This is a genomic window from Streptomyces sp. NPDC013457 (assembly GCF_043089925.1).
Lineage (GTDB): Bacteria > Actinomycetota > Actinomycetes > Streptomycetales > Streptomycetaceae > Streptomyces.
This window is the reverse complement of record NZ_JBICBL010000002.1, coordinates 179,946-197,702: the sequence shown is the minus strand read 5'-3', so window position 1 is coordinate 197,702 and position 17,757 is coordinate 179,946. Positions and strand designations below refer to the sequence as shown.

Annotated in this window: 16 protein-coding genes and 1 tRNA gene; 12 read left to right on the top strand and 5 right to left on the bottom strand. The window is 72.1% G+C overall.

All coding sequences use genetic code 11. From position 1 onward, the window contains the following. Positions 1–37: 37 nt before the first annotated feature. Positions 38–631, bottom strand: coding sequence for a histidine phosphatase family protein (locus ACF1G2_RS06490; protein ID WP_391797184.1), 594 nt, complete (start codon positions 629–631; stop codon positions 38–40). 195 nt (positions 632–826) lie between these two features. Between ACF1G2_RS06490 and ACF1G2_RS06485 the strand changes: the two genes are divergently transcribed. From ACF1G2_RS06485 to ACF1G2_RS06475, 3 genes are read left to right on the top strand one after another with little or no spacing between them, the layout of a single operon-like run. Further along, positions 827–2,017, top strand: a complete 1,191-nt coding sequence (locus ACF1G2_RS06485; RefSeq protein WP_391797183.1) for a hypothetical protein — start codon at positions 827–829, stop codon at positions 2,015–2,017. A 40-nt stretch (positions 2,018–2,057) separates the two neighbouring features. Then, positions 2,058–3,647: a hypothetical protein gene (locus tag ACF1G2_RS06480; RefSeq protein WP_391797182.1), complete on the top strand. Its 1,590-nt coding sequence runs from the start codon at positions 2,058–2,060 to the stop codon at positions 3,645–3,647. Then, positions 3,644–4,981 (top strand): AAA domain-containing protein, encoded by a 1,338-nt coding sequence (locus ACF1G2_RS06475; RefSeq protein WP_391797181.1) that lies wholly within the window; start codon positions 3,644–3,646, stop codon positions 4,979–4,981. Before ACF1G2_RS06480 ends, ACF1G2_RS06475 begins: the two co-directional genes overlap by 4 nt. A 4-nt stretch (positions 4,982–4,985) precedes the next feature. Here the strand turns inward: ACF1G2_RS06475 and ACF1G2_RS06470 are convergent, their stop codons facing one another. After that, the gene (locus ACF1G2_RS06470) at positions 4,986–5,561 is read right to left on the bottom strand and encodes a peroxiredoxin-like family protein (protein WP_391797180.1); all 576 of its coding nucleotides are present in this window, start codon (positions 5,559–5,561) and stop codon (positions 4,986–4,988) included. A gap of 68 nt (positions 5,562–5,629) precedes the next feature. Here ACF1G2_RS06470 and ACF1G2_RS06465 point away from each other — a divergent pair, with 68 nt between their 5' ends. The 4 genes from ACF1G2_RS06465 to ACF1G2_RS06450 all read left to right on the top strand — a co-directional run bounded on the left by ACF1G2_RS06465 (position 5,630) and on the right by ACF1G2_RS06450 (position 7,922). Next, positions 5,630–6,244 (top strand): TetR/AcrR family transcriptional regulator, encoded by a 615-nt coding sequence (locus ACF1G2_RS06465; RefSeq protein ID WP_391797179.1) that lies wholly within the window; start codon positions 5,630–5,632, stop codon positions 6,242–6,244. Between the two features lie 85 nt (positions 6,245–6,329). Next, the gene (locus tag ACF1G2_RS06460) at positions 6,330–6,686 is read left to right on the top strand and encodes a hypothetical protein (RefSeq protein WP_391797178.1); all 357 of its coding nucleotides are present in this window, start codon (positions 6,330–6,332) and stop codon (positions 6,684–6,686) included. A 500-nt stretch (positions 6,687–7,186) separates the two neighbouring features. Beyond that, positions 7,187–7,858, top strand: a complete 672-nt coding sequence (locus ACF1G2_RS06455; RefSeq protein WP_391797177.1) for a bifunctional DNA primase/polymerase — start codon at positions 7,187–7,189, stop codon at positions 7,856–7,858. Further along, positions 7,849–7,922: transfer RNA gene (locus ACF1G2_RS06450), tRNA-Lys, on the top strand. Before ACF1G2_RS06455 ends, ACF1G2_RS06450 begins: the two co-directional genes overlap by 10 nt. A gap of 89 nt (positions 7,923–8,011) precedes the next feature. Here the strand turns inward: ACF1G2_RS06450 and ACF1G2_RS06445 are convergent. Next, a complete protein-coding gene (locus ACF1G2_RS06445) occupies positions 8,012–9,295 on the bottom strand; it encodes a M6 family metalloprotease domain-containing protein (protein ID WP_391797176.1) in 1,284 nt (427 codons plus the stop codon). Positions 9,296–9,621: 326 nt separating this feature from the next. On the opposite strand from ACF1G2_RS06445, the gene ACF1G2_RS06440 reads away from it, so the two are divergent. Beyond that, entirely contained in the window at positions 9,622–11,541 is a 1,920-nt protein-coding gene (locus tag ACF1G2_RS06440; RefSeq protein WP_391797175.1) for a putative bifunctional diguanylate cyclase/phosphodiesterase, read from the top strand. 158 nt (positions 11,542–11,699) lie between these two features. Here ACF1G2_RS06440 and ACF1G2_RS06435 read toward each other — a convergent pair whose 3' ends face one another. Together ACF1G2_RS06435 and ACF1G2_RS06430 are read right to left on the bottom strand one after the other, a co-directional pair. Then, positions 11,700–13,403, bottom strand: coding sequence for a glycosyl hydrolase family 18 protein (locus ACF1G2_RS06435; protein ID WP_391797174.1), 1,704 nt, complete (start codon positions 13,401–13,403; stop codon positions 11,700–11,702). Positions 13,404–13,640: 237 nt separating this feature from the next. Continuing rightward, positions 13,641–14,708 carry an LLM class flavin-dependent oxidoreductase gene (locus ACF1G2_RS06430; RefSeq protein ID WP_391797173.1) on the bottom strand — a complete coding sequence of 356 codons (1,068 nt, stop codon included), beginning with the start codon at positions 14,706–14,708 and terminating at the stop codon, positions 13,641–13,643. A 109-nt stretch (positions 14,709–14,817) separates the two neighbouring features. Here ACF1G2_RS06430 and ehuB point away from each other — a divergent pair, with 109 nt between their 5' ends. Genes ehuB through ehuA form a run of 4 tightly spaced genes read left to right on the top strand, consistent with a single transcriptional unit; the run spans position 14,818 to position 17,720 of the window. Next, positions 14,818–15,684, top strand: coding sequence for an ectoine/hydroxyectoine ABC transporter substrate-binding protein EhuB (ehuB, locus tag ACF1G2_RS06425; RefSeq protein ID WP_391797172.1), 867 nt, complete (start codon positions 14,818–14,820; stop codon positions 15,682–15,684). After that, positions 15,681–16,340 carry an ectoine/hydroxyectoine ABC transporter permease subunit EhuC gene (gene ehuC, locus ACF1G2_RS06420; protein ID WP_391797171.1) on the top strand — a complete coding sequence of 220 codons (660 nt, stop codon included), beginning with the start codon at positions 15,681–15,683 and terminating at the stop codon, positions 16,338–16,340. Before ehuB ends, ehuC begins: the two co-directional genes overlap by 4 nt. After that, complete coding sequence (gene ehuD / locus ACF1G2_RS06415; protein WP_391797170.1) at positions 16,337–16,987, top strand: ectoine/hydroxyectoine ABC transporter permease subunit EhuD; 651 nt, start codon at positions 16,337–16,339, stop codon at positions 16,985–16,987. Before ehuC ends, ehuD begins: the two co-directional genes overlap by 4 nt. Next, complete coding sequence (gene ehuA / locus ACF1G2_RS06410) at positions 16,977–17,720, top strand: ectoine/hydroxyectoine ABC transporter ATP-binding protein EhuA (RefSeq protein WP_391797169.1); 744 nt, start codon at positions 16,977–16,979, stop codon at positions 17,718–17,720. The genes ehuD and ehuA overlap by 11 nt, the downstream gene beginning before the upstream one ends. Positions 17,721–17,757: the final 37 nt, after the last annotated feature.

Below are 17,757 nucleotides of genomic sequence, written 5' to 3'. Positions count from 1 at the left end.
GGTGTTCGGGCCTGCGGCGACCGGGCCCCCGGGCGTCCTACTCCAGGTGCCCCGTGTCGTTCCAGCGGGTCAGGGCGGGCTTGCCGTACATCCAGCCGAGGACCGACAGGCTCGTCGGGTCGAGGCCGATGCGGGCGCCGAAGGAGACCTCCTCGCCCAGCCAGCGCGCCGCGAGCGAACGCAGGATGTGGCCGTGCGCGAAGACGAGCACGTCCCGGTCCTCCGACCGCGCCCACTCCACGACCTCGTCCACCCGCGCCGCGACCTGCGCCAGGCTCTCGCCCTCCGGTACACCGTCGCGCCACAGCAGCCAGCCGGGCTGGACCGCCTGGATCTCGGGCGGGGTCAGCCCTTCGTACGCCCCGTAGTCCCACTCCATCAACGCGTCCCACTCCCGCGCCCGCACGCCGAAACCGGCGAGGTCGCAGGTCTCACGCGCCCGTACCAGCGGACTCGTGCGGACCTCCACGTCCGGCAGCCCGCCCCACGGCCCCCGGTGCAGCCGCTCCCCCAGCAGCTTGGCGCCGCGCCGGCCCTCGTCGAGCAGCGGGATGTCGGTCCTGCCGGTGTGCCGGCCACTCAGCGACCACTCGGTCTGGCCGTGCCGGGCGAGCAGGATGCGCGGTGCCATGAAGGCTCTCCAGGGGTTCACGTATCAGGTGCACCCCCATCATCCCGCACATGAATTCACGGCGTCGCCCGGGCGACGCGGACGGCCGGACACCGGCCGGTGGTGCGGTACGGAAGCGGTACGGAAGCCGCCCCGGAAGCGTCGTCCGGCCGGAACCGCGACCGGATGTCAGTGGCGGATGGGAGACTTCCGCGGGTGAGCGCATCCCTGGACGGCGGAGCTCCCCTCCCTCCGCAGACGACACGACGGCACGGGGCCTCTCCCGCTCCGGTGAAGCCGAGAGTGTGGGAGAGACTCGCCGAGCTGCGCGGCCCCGCCGTGGCGCCGCACCCGCTGGACGCGCGGGCGCTGGCGGCCCTGGCCGCCAACCCCGGCTGCCGGCGCCGCGCGCTGCTCGACGGGGCCGGCGTGGACAAGACCGCGCTCGCGGCGAAGCTCGGCTCGCCCGCCGCCTTCGGGCAGTCGCAGTTCGCGTTCATGCGGGGCAACGCCTTCGAGGCGAAGGTCAAGGCGGACGGCGGCCGCGAACTGCTGCGGCTGCTCGGCATCGACGAGCCCGACGCGGCCCTGGTCCCCGACCTGACGGCGGCCGGTCCCGAGGGGCGGGCGGCCCGCACGGCGCTCGCGCTGCGCGAGGCGACCGCCGCCGGCGGCTGGGCGCTGCTCGACCACCCGATGCTGGCCCTGGAGGTGGCGGGCTCCCCCGCCTACCTGGAGCCGGACGCCGTGGTGGTGCACCCCGACGGCCGGTGGACGGTCGTGGAGATCAAGTCCTTCCCGATGATCGACGGTTCCGCCGACGCCTCCAAGGTGGGCGCGGCGGCCCGCCAGGCGGCGGTGTACGTCCTGGCCCTGGAGCGGGTCGCGGCGCTGACCGAGGGCGCGCAGGTGGCGCACAGCGTGCTCCTCGTCTGCCCGAAGGACTTCTCCAACCTGCCGACCGCCTCGGTCGTCGACGTCCGCAAGCAGCTGTCGGTGACCCGCCGGCAGCTCAACCGGCTCACCCGGATCGAGGACATCGCGGACGCGCTGCCCGACGGCATCACGTTCGACGTGGAGTCCTGTTCGGCGGAGGAACTCACGGCGGCGGTGGAGTCCGTTCCGCACGCGTACGCGCCGGAGTGTCTCTCCGCCTGCGAACTGGCCTTCCACTGCCGGGAGCGGGCCAGGGCCGCGGCCGTGGTGGAGACGCTGGGGCGTTCGGTGCGGGGCGAGTTGGGCGGCCTGACCACGATCGGCGCGGTCCTGGCGGCGGCCCGCGGCGAGGAGGGCGACGCGGAGGACCCGACCGTCGAGGCGCTGCGCCGGGCCCAGGCCCTGCGCACGGAGGCGCTGGCGGGCGCGCCCGCGCGGACTGCCGGGGCGGTCGTCGAATGCCCCTGCTGAGCACGAGGCCGGCGCACGGTACCGGACGAGGAGGCTCCTCATGTCGCTGATCTCCACCCTCGCCCGGCTGGAGGCCGTCGAGTCCGGGCGGGCGCAGCCGCTGGCCACGGTCCGGCACCGGCACGTCGCCGACCGTCCGCTCGTCCTCGTACCGCTGACCACGGCCGGCGAGGCGGGCGCCCCGCTCGGCGCGCTGGTCGGGACCGACCGCGAGGAGCCCCGGCTCCTGGTGGTCGCCCAGCCTCGCGACCGGGACCTGCGGTTCGCGTTCCTCGCCGACCTGGCCGAGGAAGTCCTGCCGTACATCGACTCGTTCACCGACGTCGTGGAGGCGGCCGAGCGCAACGAGACCGATCCCGAGACCGGGAAGAAGGTCAAGGTCCAGGTCGACCTGTGCGCGGACGCGCCGCAGCTGATCGTGCCGAGCCGGGCCGGCGTCGAGTACGTACGCCTCCTGGGGCGGTCCATGCGCTTCCGGCGCACGGCGGAACAGGACCCGGAGACGCCGTTCCCCGCGCCCCCGCGCGTGCCGCTGCTCGGCCGCTGGCTCACCCACTTCGGCGAGCGGGCCCGCGTACCCGGCTCCTCGCTGCTGCTGTCGGCGACGGACCTGCTCAACCGGCACTGGGCCACGGGCCAGTCCTCCCTGGAGGACCAGCACCTCGGCGCGCTCCTGGCCTGGATCGACCCGTACGACGACGAGTCGGGCGCCGAGGGCGCGCTCCGCGCCGAACTCGGCCGGGACCGCGACGGGCAGCTGCTCTGCCCGCCCGCCGGTCCCGCGACCGACCCGGCCTTCGACAACCGGCTGCTCGCACCCGCCGTCGAACGCTTCGACCGGGCCAGGCAGGCGCTGGCCTCCGCAGAGGACGGCGAGAGCGCCGACGAGCGGCTCGGTGAACTGCACCGCGCCGAGCGGGAGATCCGCCGGCTGATCGCCTCCCAGCTGAAGCCGACGTGGGACGCGGTCTGGCGCGCCCTGGACCTGCTGCGGGAGCTGCCCGCAGGAGCCCGGGTGGCGGACAGATGGACCCGCGACCGCTGGTCGTTCACCGGACATCGGGACCGGGTCACGGCCGGTGAGCCGCCGCAGCCCCGCCGCGACGACGCGGTCACGGCAGCGCAGAAGCTGGCCGCGCGCGAGTCCGCGCAAGGGCAGCTGGAGGCGCAGGAGGCGCTCGACGACCCGCTGGTGCTGGCGGGGCGGCGGCTCTCGGGTGAGGCGTTCGTCGCGGAGGTGGCGGAGGTGACGATGGCCTGGTCGGAGTCGAAGCGCCCGTCACCGCGCCCGCTGCTCACGGTCCGCACGGACGACCGTCCGCACCTGGGTGCGGGGGTGAAGGTGTACCGCTCGCTCGAAGGCAAGCCGCAGACCGCGGAGTTCGTACGGCAGGAGGAGGACGGCTCGCTCGTGCTGCGGATCACCGACCGGATGGGCCGCTCCAAGGAACCCGCGGAGGGGTCGGTGCCGGAGAAGGGCGAGCGGATCGCCTGGACGCTCTTCGAGCACGACCAGCGGGTCGGCGCGAAGCTCCCCGACCCGGAGGAGACACCCTGGACGCACGGCGGCCCTCCGCGCTCCGACGCCGCCGAACCGCCCGACGCCGTCACGCCGGAGGACCTGCTGTGAGCACCGAAGTCTTCGACCCGTCGGCGGAGGCGGCGCGGGCCACGGCCGCGATCCTGGCCGACACCCTGCACGGGAACGCCCGGGGCGTCGTCGTGGACTCCCCGCCGGGCGCGGGCAAGTCGACGCTCGTGGTCCGGGCCGCGCTCGAACTGGCCGAGGCGGGAAGGCCGTTGATGGTCGTCGCGCAGACGAACGCGCAGGTGGACGACCTGGTGCTGCGGCTCGCGGAGAAGCGTCCCGACCTGCCGGTGGGACGGCTGCACTCCAACGACAGCGATCCGTACGACAAGGCGCTCGACGAGCTGGAGAACGTACGGAAGTCACCGAAGGCGGGGGAGCTCGCAGGGCTTCCGGTCACGATCTCGACGTCCGCGAAGTGGGCGCACGTGAAGAACGTGGAGCCGTGGGCGCACGCGATCGTGGACGAGGCGTACCAGATGCGCTCGGACGCGCTGCTCGGCGTGGCGGGGCTCTTCGAACGAGCGCTGTTCGTGGGCGACCCGGGGCAGTTGGACCCGTTCTCGGTGGTCGGCGCGGAGCAGTGGGCGGGCCTGTCGTACGACCCTTCGGCGAGCGCGGTCTCGACGTTGCTGGCGCACAACCCGGAGCTGCCGCAGCACCGGCTGCCGGTGTCCTGGCGGCTTCCGGCCTCGGCGGCGCCGCTGGTGTCCGACGCGTTCTATCCGTACACCCGGTTCCGCAGCGGCACGGACCACGGCGACCGGCGCCTGACGTTCGGGGTGCCGTCCGACGGCTCGGGCCCGGACCGAGTCCTGGACGAGGCCGCCGAGTCGGGCTGGGGCCTGCTCGAACTGCCCGCCCGGCACACGCCGCGCACGGACCCGGAGGCGGTCGGGGCGGTGGCCCTCGTGGTGCGCCGGCTCCTGGACCGGGGCGGTGCCGCGGTCAGCGAGCGGGGCCCGGAGCCGGTCCCGCTGACCCCGGACCGGATCGCGGTCGGCACGGCCCACCGCGACCAGGCGGCGGCGGTCCGCGCGGCGCTGGCGGAACTGGGCGTCACGGGCGTGACGGTGGACACGGCGAACCGCCTCCAGGGCCGGGAGTACGACGTGACGGTCGTCCTCCACCCCCTGTCGGGCCGCCCGGACGCCACGGCCTTCCACCTGGAGACGGGCCGCCTGTGCGTCCTGGCCTCCCGCCACCGCCACGCCTGCATCGTGGTCTGCCGCGCAGGCGTCGCCGACCTCCTGGACGACCACCCGTCGACGGAACCGGTACAGCTGGGCGTGACGGTCAAATTCCCGGACGGCTGGGAGGCGAACCACGCGGTCCTCTCCCACCTGGCCGAACACCGCGTGACCTGGCGGCCCTGAGGGGTCAGTTGGGGGTGGGGGTCGGGCGGGGGGTCGCGGATGCGTGGGCGAGGAGGGTGTCCACCGGCCACTGGTCGTCGGCGTGCTCGCCGTACTTCAGGGCGGCGATACGGCCGTCCGGGGCGATCAGGAAGTCCGCGGGCAGTCCGAGCCGGCCGCCGCGCGGGTTGCGTACCGGCGGGCGTTCCCGGCCGCGCAGCATCTCCCAGGTGCCGAGGAGCACGGCCCGCGCGATGGGCCCCCACGCCCGTGGGGAGAGCAGCGACCGGGGTGAGGACTCGACGCCGAACTCCGCGTAGAGCCGCTTGTCGGGGTCGGCGACGACCGCGAACGGCAGTCCGTCGAGGTGCGGATGGAGCTCCTCGGGGGGCGAGTGGAAGATCACGACCTCCCGGATGCCCGCCTCCTCGATCTCCTCGTGCCTGCGCACGAACGACCGCAGGTGGAGGTGGCAGATCGGGCAGCCCGCGAAGCGGCGGAACTGCAGGTGGACGAAGCAGTCGGGGTCCGGCACGGCGACCGGGGGGCCGAGGACCGGGTCGAGGGTGCGGGCGGGAACGGGCGCGCCGGGCATGAGCATGGACGACCTCCACGTAGGCGTACGGCGTACCCCTAACAGCGTAGGCGTATGCCGTACGCTGTCAACCCGTGCCCCGTCCTCGGTCCCTCACCCCGGAACAGCTCGCCGCCGCCGCGCTCGCCGTCATCGACCGCGACGGCCTCGCGGGCCTGTCGATGCGCACGGTCGCCAAGGAACTCGGGATGAGCACGATGGGGCTCTACCGGTACGTGGCCGACCGCGACGAGCTCGAAGGGCTCGTCGTCGAGCGCGTCCTGAGCTCCGTCGACCCGACCCCGCCCCCCGCCGACACGCCGTGGCGGGAGCGGATCGAGGTCATGGTCCGGCGCCTGCGCGACAGCGTCGGCGCGCACCCGGCCGCCGTCCCGCTGACGGTCACCCACCGGCACCGGCTGCCCGGGCTGCTGCGCTGGTCGGAGTCGGTGCTCGGCCTGCTGGCGGAGGCCGGCATCGACGGCGAGCGGCGCGTCGTCGCGCTGCGCGGCCTGATCTCGTACGTCGTCGGGGCGATCCAGCTCGAGCACCTCGGCTCCCTCGCCGGCGCCGGGACGACCGCGATCGCCGAACTTCCGCGTGACCGCTTCCCGTACATGACGGAGGCAGCCCGTCATGCCCCCGGCATCGACGCCGAGCGGGAGTTCTTCGGCGGTCTCACGGTGTATCTCCGCGGCCTCGGCGACTGACCGCCTCCCGCCCTCTTGCGCGAAGCGGGACAATGGAACACGGCCCGGGAGTCCGGGCCGCGTGTGTGCGAGGAGGAGAAGGACGATGGCGGAATCCGCGGAGCGGAACGAGCAACGGCGGCTCCGGCCCGCACCGCTGATCTTCGAGCCCGCCGAGGCGACCGCGGACCCGGAGCACTTCTTCGACCTGGAGTCGATCGAGGACCCGCGTGAGCTGCTGGCGCGCGCGACGGAGCTGACGCTCGCGTTCCGCGCGGCGACGGACCGGGCCATCGAGTACCAGGCGATGGCGGCGGCCCAGCTCGCCGACCCGCGCCGCTTCGACCGCCTGACGGCGGCGGACGTCGCCGAACGGGCGGAGTGGACCGAGGACTACGCGCGCCGCATGATCGACTTCGGCCACGACCTCCTCCGCACGGCCACCACCCCGACGGACGACTAGCCCGGCGCCGGGCGGGCGACCGAGCCGGGGATCACCCCGCGAGGACCGAAACTCCCCGGCGACCGCCCGACCTGGGCGGCGGGCGGCCTGGAGCCGCGCATGCGGCGCCTCCACACCTCGCGGCTCAGCGGGGGCGCGTCGGGGCGCTTCGGTGGCCCGGGAGGTCGAGGCGCCGGGGTGCTCCCGCAGCCAGCGCGCGTCGGGGCGCTTCGGCGGCCCGGGAGGTCGAGGCGCCGGGGTGCTCCCGCAGCGCGCGTCGGGGCTCGGATGCGCCCCCGCGTGACGGGGCCCGCCGGGCGGCGCATCGGCGAACCTGCGCGCCCGGGCACAGGGGCGCGCCCCGATCTCGGCGCAAGCTCCCGCGCCCCCGTGCGCGCCATGCGCCCCCGCCATCGGCGGGTGGCATATGCCGGGGCGAAAGATACTCCCCTCACACCGCCCTTGTCCGGGTTTCCGGCAACATTCGGAAACGCTCCGTCACCGCCGGTACACCTGACGTCATGAGCGCATGGCTGCGAGACGAGACTCCCCTGAGCCCCGCCCAGAGCGACGCCGACGAGCGGCGGACCGACCGGGGCGACTTCTTCCGGTTCCTCCGGGACGCGGACGACCGGCGCCATCACTCCGCGCACGTCACCGCCGCCGGAGCCGACTGGCTCGCCTCCGCCACCGCGTACCCGCGCTCCACGCTCGCGCTATGGGAGTCCCGCCCCGCCGCTCCCGCCGTCCTCCCCTGCGGGGCCGTCTTCGACGTCGTGAACGTGGAGCCGACCTTCGGACGCCGGATGCTCGACCGGCTCTGGGACGAGGGTCCCGGCTCCGGGCCCGTCGCCGTCCACCGCGGCCGGATGCTCCTCTTCGCCGCGCCCGGGACCGCCCAGCGGTTACCGGCCCTGCTGCACTGGGAGGAGTGGGGCGACACCGTTCCGCCGCCGCTCTGCCATGGCACCGGGGACGCCGTGACGATCCCCCCGCTGACGCCGCCGAGCGCCTCCGGCCCCCGCTGGGTGGTCGCCCCCGACACCCGGAATCCCTGGCTGCCGGGCCCCGAGGTCATGCTCTGGGCCTGCGTCCGGGCGGCCCGCGCCGTGTCCGCCGCCGACGTGCGGATATCGATTTTTCCTCCCGCCGATCAGGATGCTAAGGTCTACGACGTCAGCAGGCGCCGCTAGCTCAGTTGGTTAGAGCAGCTGACTCTTAATCAGCGGGTCCGGGGTTCGAGTCCCTGGCGGCGCACAGACGGAGAAAGCCCCTCGCGAGAGCGAGGGGCTTTCTTGCTGTCCGGACCTGTCCGGGGCCGTCCGGGGCCGTCCGAGCACCAGGGGCTACAGGGACGGCGGCGGCACCGTCACCTTCACCGTGTACGCCCCCGCCGGCGTCCGGTCCGCGACCTCCACCCGTGTGCCGTCGTCCGGCACCGTGAGCGTCTCACCCACCGCCAGCGGCGCGTCCGCCAGCGGCGGGTACACCGAGCGGTCCCAGCAGGCCTCGGTCCGCGGATGGGCGTCCACGACCTCGATAGGCCCCTCGCCGGACGCCGCCTCGTTCCGCACGCGGTAGATCAGCACACCCTCCTTGCAGGTGTCCTTGTCGTTGCCCGAAGCGCCGCGCGCCTCGATGGCGAGCGCCGTGCCGGGTCCCGTCCGTACGACCGCGAGCCGGTTGCCGAGCGTGCCGCCGGCCACCGGCGCCGCCGCCAGCGGCTCCAGGCTGAAGAGGCGGGAGCCCGGCCCCTGCACACACACCACCTGGCTCGGCTCCAGCCAGCCCAGCTTCCACTTGTGCCAGCCGAAGGGCTCGGGGGCGAGGCCGAACTGGCTGCCCATGACGTCCCAGTCCCCCACATGGGTGTCCCAGTCGCCCTTGCCGTCCATCGGCCGGTGGTAGAGGTCCGGCAGGTCGAAGACGTGCCCGGTCTCGTGGGCCAGCACGTTGCGGTCCGGCGGGTGCCGCTCGAAGACGGTGACGACCCGCTTGATGTCCTTGCCGTCGGCCGTGACCGGATGCTCCAGGTTGACGACCTTGGTGGCGTCGGAGTCCACGCCCGGCGCGTCGGGGTCGGCGACCAGGTAGACGATGTCGTACCGCGAGAAGTCGACCTTCCTGTCGGCCGCCGCGACGGCGTCGCGGAGATACGCCGTCCGCTTCGCCGCGTCCCAGTCACGCCGTATGGCGTAGTCCGTCGAGTCCTTCGGCATGACGGTCCACTCCGGCTGCGCGTCGGCGTGGAGCGCGAACCGGCCGTAGGAGGCGCGCCGGAAGAAGTCGCTGGTGCCGGGGAAGTGGTCGGCGGCGAGCTCCGCGGGCGCGGTCAGCGGGGTGGAGTCGGGGAACGCCAGGAAGACCATGACCGCGTCGAGGGAGCGGACGGGCTGGGGATAGGCGCCGTTCCAGGTGTCCAGGCCGAGGGAGTGGTGTGCGGCGGTACGGGGCAGGGCGCACGGTCCGGCCGAGGGGGCGCCCACCGCCGGGCCCGCGACGAGCCCGGTCGCGGCGAGTGCCACGAGCGAGGTGAAGGCCGCGGCGGAGGCACGAAGCCGCGCGCGTTCCACTCCCCCGGGTGGCTGCTGACCCCTCACGTGGACCTCCGGCTTCCGAATGCGGGACACCCCACCCACCTTGTGACGGTTTGTGGCGTTTCGCACTTTTCCGCTGCCCCAGTCGGGTGAGCGCGCGACATGGCGTCGACACGACACGCGCCCTCAACGGCTCACGGAACGTCACAATCGGTCAGGCCCCCTACGTCCCGCGTCAGACCCGCGCAGAAACGATCGGCCGGAAGGTCTCGGGGGGAGGCTCGGGGCCTGCGCGGGGCCGGAGGGCGCCCATGAAGCTGGAACGGCCCCGGGGCCAGCCTCTATGATCGGCACACTTTCCTTGGCCGACCCACCCCGACCACGTCTCTTACGGCCCGACTGCATTACGGGAGCGAGCGGTGAGCGGAACCCCCGAAGGACCGGTGCACACCCAGCTCTCGCCCGCACGGGAGCCCGCGCCTCCGATCACGGAGCGTCACGACAAGCTCCCGCCCGACGCGGACGACACGGCACTGGCAGAGCTCAGCGACCACCGCGCCGCCTTCCGCGCCGCGCAGCTCGCGATGGCCGTCGTCGACGAGGACGGGCTGGTCGTCTCCGCGAACGACGCCCTCGGCACCCTCTTCGGCACAGAGGCCGGCGCGCTGCGCGAGCAGGCCGCCGCCGACCTCGTCGACCTCGCCTCGGACGGCCGCACCTGGCACGCGTACCGCGAGGTGCTGCGCGGCCGCCGTTCCCGCTTCCGCTGCACGCGCCGGCTCAAGCACCCCGACGGGCGCTCCCTCTGGGCCGAGGTCACCGTCACCCCCGTGCCCGACAGCCCGCGGGTCCTGCTCTCCGTCGCCGACATCAGCGACCGGCGCGAACTGCAGGCGCGGCTGCGCCACCTCCAGATGCACGACCCGGTCACCCGACTCCCCAACCGCACACTGTTCTTCGAGCGGCTCTCGGCGGCTCTGGAGGCGGCGGCCTGCCTGGACGAGGAGTCCTCGGAGCTCCGCGCCCACCCGTCCCACCCGTCGTACGAGTCCTACGAGTCACATCGGTCACACCAGTCGTACGGGGATGGCGGAACAGGGCGGATCGGTCTCTGCTACCTCGATCTCGACGGCTTCAAGGCCGTCAACGACACGCTCGGGCACCGGGTCGGCGACCGGCTTCTCGCCGCCGTGGCCGCCCGGCTGACGGAGTGTGCGGACAACGACGGGTACACGAGGAGCGGCGGACATCTGGTCGCGCGGCTCGGCGGCGACGAGTTCGCCATCCTCGTCGAGGACTCCGCCGGCACGGAACAGCTCGCGGATCTGGCGCAGTCCGTCCTCTGCGCGCTCCAGCGGCCCTTCGACCTGGCCGGGCAGCGGCTCTCCGTCTCGGCCTCGATCGGGGTGGTGGAGCGCGGCGCCCGCGGGACGACCGCGACGGGGCTGATGCAGGCCGCCGACACCACGCTGTACTGGGCGAAGGCCGACGGCAAGGCGCGCTGGACCCTCTTCGACCCGGAGCGCAACGCACACCGGATGACCCGTCAGGCACTCTCCTCCACTCTCCGGCCGGCGGTGGAGCGCGGGGAGTTCGCGCTGGAGTACCAGCCGCTCGTCGGACTCGCCGACGGCGCGGTGCACGGGGTGGAGGCGCTGGTGCGCTGGAACCATCCGCAGTTCGGCACACTCGCGCCGAATCGGTTCGTCGGGATCGCCGAGGAGGACGGCTCGATCGTCGAGCTGGGGCGGTGGGTGCTGCGCACGGCGTGCACGCAGGCCCGGCAGTGGCAGAAGGACCATCCGCGCGAGCGGCCGCTGTTCGTGAGCGTCAACGTGGCCGTACGGCAGGTCTGGGACTCCGACCTGGTGGCGGACGTGGCGGGGATCCTGACGGAGACCGGTCTCGCGCCTCATCTGCTCCAGCTGGAGCTGACCGAGTCCGCGGTGATGGGCTCGGCGGGCCGCCCGCTCCAGGCGCTGCAGGCGCTGAGCGACATGGGTGTACGGATCGCCATCGACGACTTCGGCACCGGGTACTCGAACCTGGCGTATCTGAGCCGGCTCCCGGTGTCGGTGCTGAAGCTCGACGGATCGTTCGTGCGCGGCTTCCAGGACGAGGCGCACGCCAACCCGGCGGACGAGCTGATCGTGGAGGCGCTGGTGCAGTTGGCGCACCGGCTGGGCCTGACGGTCACCGCCGAGTGCGTGGAGACCTCGGGTCAGGCGACCCGGCTGCGGCGCATCGGCTGCGACACCGGGCAGGGCTGGCTGTACTCCCGCGCGGTGGCCGCGGACCGTATCGCGGAGTTGATCGGGGCGGCGCCGCTTGCCGTGTGAGGAAGGCGCGCCGCTTGCCGTGTGAGGGATGCGGCGGATGCGTAGGGGCATGGAACTGCCCCCGGCCGGAGGGACATCCGGGCGGGGGCAGTGGTCATGTGGGGCTCAGCGGGGTGCCGCCGGGCACGGCGCCCCGCTGAGCGGCGGGGGGTGGTGGGCTAGCAGGCGCCCTGGTCCTTCCAGACGCCCCACTCGCCGGTCGTGCCCGGCGTCTCGTTCTGGGTCCACCACTGTGCGAGCCACTTGCGGCCGTTGTGGGAGACGACCGTGCCGCCGGTGTAGACCGTGCCGGCCACGTACGCCGGGACCGAGCCGCAGCCCGTGGGCGGGGTGGTCGGCGGGGTCGTGGGCGGGGTGGTCGGAGGCGTCGTGGGCGGGGTGGTGGGCGGCGTGGTCGGCGGGACGGTGGTACCGCCGAGAGCGTCGCTGATCTGGTTCAGCAGCGTGATGTTGTTGTCCAGGCCGAGGAGCGAGTACATCATCGCGCCGGCCAGGCCGCGCTGCTTGCCGTAGTCCACCCGGGCCTGGATGGACTTCTGGTTGAGGCCGGTGAAGAACTCGCCGTCCTTGTAGAAGTACGAGGACTTGGCCTGGTCGTCCCAGAAGGTGGTGGCCGCGTTGTCGACGACGCCGCCGAGCTCCTTGTAGTGGGCGATGCCGGCCTGCTGGCTGAGCGGACGGGCGGCGGAGCCGCCGGTGGCGGACTGGGCGAGGCCGTTGGCGCTGCCCGCGGGGACGCCCTTCCAGCCGCGGTAGTAGAACTCGTAGCCCAGCGTCAGTTTGCCGGCCGGGAAGCCGCCGGCGATGCCGTAGGCCGGCTTGCCGTCGATCCAGGAGTCGATCGCGTTGTCGATCGAGTACTTCTCGGTGCCCGGCGCGATGGGGTCGGTCGGGTCGTTCGAGCCGGAGTAGAGCGGGGACTGGTGGTACGTCGGCCCGTCGCCGTCCCAGGCGCCGTGCATGTCGTACGTCATGATGTTCGCGTAGTCGAGGTACGCGCCGATCTTGTCCGTCTCGATGTGCTTGATCTTGTCCTGGCCGGCCGGGAGGGCCGCGGTCAGCATGTACTTCTTGCCGCCGTTGGCCGCGCCGTACTCGTCGAGCTGCTTGCGGAACTCGGCGAGAAGGAGGGTGAAGTTCTGCTTGTCCTCGGGGCCGTAGTGGTTGCCGAGGTGGCCGCCCTCGGAGCCGGGGTACTCCCAGTCGATGTCGATGCCGTCGAAGATGCCCGCGGCGGTGCCGGCGCCGCCGAAGCCGCCCTCGACCGGGAGGTTGCCCTTGAGGTACTGGTCGATACAGGAGGAGACCAGCTTCTTGCGGCTGGCGTCCGTCTTCGCGGCGTCGTGGAAGTACTTGGAGTAGGTCCAGCCGCCGAGCGAGATGTTGATCTTCAGGTGGGGGTACTTCGCCTTCAGCTCCTTGAACTGGTTGAAGACGCCCACGATCGGTTGGTTCCAGGTGTCGGCCACGCCGTCCACGCTGTCCGCCGCGCCGAAGGACTTCTGGTAGTCGGCGTAGGAGTCGCCCGCGCCGTCACCCGCGTTGGGGTTGTTGTCGTCACCCGCGGCCTTGTTGGCCATGAAACAGGTGAGGTTGGTGGGGTGGATGTTGCCGAACGAGTAGTTGATGACGTCCAGCTTGCTCGCGATGCCCCGGGTGTCGAGGTGCTTGGGATAGAAGGCGTTCCCGTACACGCTCCACTGGTCGTAGTACGCGATGCGCACGTTTCCGTCGGCGGCGGCAGCGGCGGTGGTCACGGTGTCGGCCGCCTGGGCGGAGCCGATGCCGACGGTCGCGGCGAGCGCGCCTGCGGCGAGGGCCGTGCTCAGGAGCGCGGCGATCAATGGCTTACGGGGGTGCACGTTCGGCCTCCGAGGGGGTGACGCGAGACGGGAGTTGGTGAAGTGATAACCCCTGCGCAAACAGCACGTCAATGGTCTGAACCAGATTGAGGACTAGACCAATTAGCAGGTGAAACCCCTCGTCAGAGCGGTGCAGCACAAAAGCGAACCGCCCGCCACCATGGGTGACGAGCGGTTTAAGGTTCACTTAGGGGTCCCGGAGCCTCACGTTCCGGACTGAACCAACCCCCTACTTTCTCAGCCGAGTTCCGGCATGCCGTAGGCGTCCGCGATCAACTCGTAACTCCGCAGCCGGGCATCGCCGCCGTGCGCGTTGGCCGTGATCATCAGCTCGTCGGCCCCGGTCCGCTTGCGCAGATCGTCCAGGCCTGTCCGGACCTCGTCCGCCGTGCCGTGGACGATGTTCACGAGCCAGCTCTCCACGAACTCCCGCTCCGTCGGACTGAACGGGTACGCCTCCGCCTCCTCCGGCGTCGGGATGAGACCGGGCCGGCCCGTGCGCAGCCGCAGCATCGACAGGGCGCCCGTCAAGACCTGCCGGCGGGCCTCGTTCGCGTCGTCGGCGGCGAGCGCGCCGACGCCGATGAGCGCGTAGGGGGCGTCGAGGACCTCGGAGGGACGGAAGGAGTCCCGGTAGAGGTCGAGCGCCGGAACCGTGTTCTGCGCGGAGAAGTGGTGGGCGAAGGCGAAGGGCAGGCCGAGCATCCCGGCGAGGCGCGCGCTGAAGCCGGAGGAGCCGAGGAGCCAGATCGGCGGGCGCCCGGAAGACCCCTGCACGGGTCCGGGCACGGCGTGGATCCGGGCGTACGGGTGCCCGTCCGGGAAGTCGTCGTCCAGGAACCGGGTCAGCTCGGCCAGTTGCTGCGGGAAGTCTTCCGCGCCCTCGTTCAGGGTCTGCGTCCGGCGCAGTGCCGCGGCCGTGGCGCCGTCCGTGCCGGGGGCGCGGCCGAGACCGAGGTCGACGCGGCCGGGAGCGAAGGCCTCCAGCGTGCCGAACTGCTCGGCGATCACCAGTGGGGCGTGGTTGGGGAGCATGACACCGCCCGAGCCGAGCCGGATGCGGCGGGTGTGGGCGGCGAGGTGGGCCAGGATCACGGCGGGCGAGGAGGAGGCGACGCCGGGCATGGAGTGGTGCTCGGCCACCCAGTGGCGGTGGTAGCCGCGCCGCTCGGCGAGCTTGCTGATCTCGACACTGGTGGCCAGCGCCTGGCTCGCGGTGCGCCCGCTGCCGACGGTCACCAGGTCCAGTACGGACAGCGGTACGGGCGAGTCCCCGTGTGCCGTGCCCCGAATCGCGTCGCTCACCGTTGACGACCCTTCTGCCCATAGACGTGTGTACAGGAGAAGAGAACAGGAGGCAGTCTCCGGTTATTCCGAAGGAATGACCGGTTCAGCTTCGGGTAGCCGCGCGCCCATGCCTCGAACAAAGAACCAGATACGGCGACGCACGGTGCTGTGGGGGGCAGCCGCCGCCGCGACGACCGCGGCCGCCGGCTGTGCCCGTGTCGCCTCCGGTGACACGCTCGGCCGGCTCAGATCCCAGGGCACCGTCCGCCTCGGCATCGCCGGCGAGGTGCCGTACGGGTACGTGGACGAGCAGGGCGCCTTCACCGGCGAGGCCCCCGAACTCGCCCGGGTGATCTTCGGACGGCTGGGCATACGGGACGTCCAGCCCGTCGCCACCGACTTCGGCTCGCTCATACCCGGACTCGGCTCCCAGCAGTTCGACGCCGTCGCGGCCGGTATGTACATCAACAAGGAGCGCTGCGCGCAGGTGCTCTTCGCCGACCCCGAATACCAGATGCTGGACGGCTTCGTCGTCCGCAAGGGCAACCCGAAGAACCTCCGCTCCTACGACGACGTGGTGCGCTCCAAGGCGCGCTTCGCGACCGGCGGCGGCTACGCCCAGATCGCCCATGCCGTGAGCGCCGGGTACCCGGAGAAGGACATCGTCATCCTCCAGGACCAGGTCGCCGGCCTGAACGCGGTCGAGTCCGGCCGTGTCGACGTCTTCGCCGCCACCGCGCTGACGACCCGCCTGGTGGTGGGCAAGTCCGCCAGGGCCGAGGCCACCGAGCCCTTCGCCGCCGTCGTCGACGGGAAGCGGACGGTCGACGGGGGAGGCTTCGCCTTCCGCCCCACCGACACGGCCCTGCGGGACGCCTTCAACACCGAGCTGCACCGCATGAAGAAGAGCGGCGAACTCTTCCGGATCATGCGGCGCTTCGGCTTCACCGAGGCCGAGATGACCACCCTGACCGCCGAGGAGCTGTGCCGATGACCGCGGGACTCTGGCAGAACTGGGTCCTGCCCGGCATCTGGATCACCCTTCAGCTCCTGGTCGCCTCCGCCGCGCTCGCCGCGCTGGTCGCGTTCACCGTCGGGACCGCCCGTACCCACCGCTCCCCCGTCGTCCGCTTCCTGGCCGCGCTGTACACCGAGGTCTTCCGCGGCACCTCCGCGCTGATCCTCATGTTCTGGCTGTTCTTCGTGCTGCCGCCGCTGGCCGGCTGGCAGCTCGTGCCGATGTGGGCGGCGATCCTCGCGCTCGGCCTCTCCTACGGGGCGTACGGCGCCGAGATCGTGCGGGGCGGCCTGAACGCCGTACCGGAGGCGCAGCGCGAGGCGGGGGTCGCGCTCAGCCTGACGCCCTGGCAGCGGCTGCGGCTCGTCCTGCTCCCGCAGGCCGTGCCCGAGATGATCCCGTCCTTCTGCAACCTCCTGATCGAGCTGCTCAAGGGCACCGCCCTGGTCTCGCTGCTCGGAGTCGGGGACGTGTCGTTCGCCGCCTATCTGGTCCGGCTCGCGACGCAGGAGAGTGGCGGGATCTACACCGTGACGCTGGTCGTGTACTTCGTGATCGCGCTGGTGATCACCCGCTCGATGAAGGCGCTGGAACGGCGCACCAAGGCGAACCTGGGGGTGGTGGCCAAGTGAACTGGGACTGGTCCGCGGTGGCGGACTTCCTTCCGCGGTTCTGGGACGGGGTGCTCCTCACCCTGCAGGTGCTGGCGCTCGGCTCGCTGATCTCGTTCACGCTCGGCCTGGTCTGGGCGCTCGGCTTCCGGGCCCCGAGCAGGTGGGTGCGCTGGCCGGTGCACGCCGTGACCGAGTTCATCCGTACGACGCCCCTGCTCGTCCAGCTCTTCTTCCTCTTCTTCGTGCTGCCGGAGTGGGGCGTGCAGCTCTCCGCCCTGGCCACCGGCACGCTCGCGATCGGGCTGCACTACTCGACGTACACCGCGCAGGTCTACCGGGCCGGCATCGACGCCGTACCCGTCGGGCAGTGGGAGGCGGCGAAGGCGCTCAGCCTGCCGCGCCACCGGACCTGGCTGACGGTGATCCTGCCGCAGGCGCTGCGCCGGATCACTCCCGCGCTCGGCAACTACGTCATCGCCATGCTGAAGGACACCCCGATCCTGGCCGGAATCGGGGTGCTCGAACTCCTGCAGCAGTCGCGGCTGGAATCCGCCGCGACCTTCCAGTACACCGAGCCGCTCACGGTGGTCGGTGTGGCCTTTGTCCTGATCGCGTATCCCGCGTCTCTTCTTCTCCGTACCCTGGAGCGCCGCCTTGCCCACTGACCAGCTCATTCGATTCGAGAACGTCACCAAGCGCTTCGGGGACCAGACGGTCCTCGACGACCTCAGCTTCTCGGTCAGTCCGGGCAAGCACGTCACCCTGATCGGACCCTCCGGTTCCGGCAAGACGACGATCCTGCGGCTGCTGATGACCCTGGAGAAGCCCGACGCGGGCACCATCCGGGTCAACGGCGGGAAGCTGTACCCGGCCGACGAGAAGCACCGCCGGGAGGTGCGGCGGAAGATCGGAATGGTCTTCCAGCACTTCAACCTCTTCCCCCACATGTCCGTGCTGCGCAACATCACCGAGGCGCCGGTACGGAGCCTGGGCAAGAGCCGGGAGGAGGCCGAGGCACGCGGCCGCGAGCTGCTCGACATGGTCGGCCTCGCCGACAAGTGCGAGGCCAGGCCCGCACAGTTGTCCGGCGGACAGCAGCAGCGGGTCGCGATCGCGCGGGCGCTCGCCATGGAGCCGAAGGTGCTCCTGCTGGACGAGGTGACCTCCGCGCTCGACCCCGAGCTCGTCGCGGGCGTCCTGGACCTGCTCCGGGAGATCGCGGCGACGACGGACATCACCATGATCTGTGTGACGCACGAGATGAACTTCGCCCGTGACATCTCGGACGAGGTCCTGATGTTCGACGCGGGACGGGTGATCGAGTCCGGTTCTCCGGAAAAAATCTTCTCGGATCCGGAGCACGCGCGTACTCGCGAGTTTCTCGGCGCGGTGCTCTGACCTCAGACTCTCTTAAGGTGCTGTGACCATGGCATAT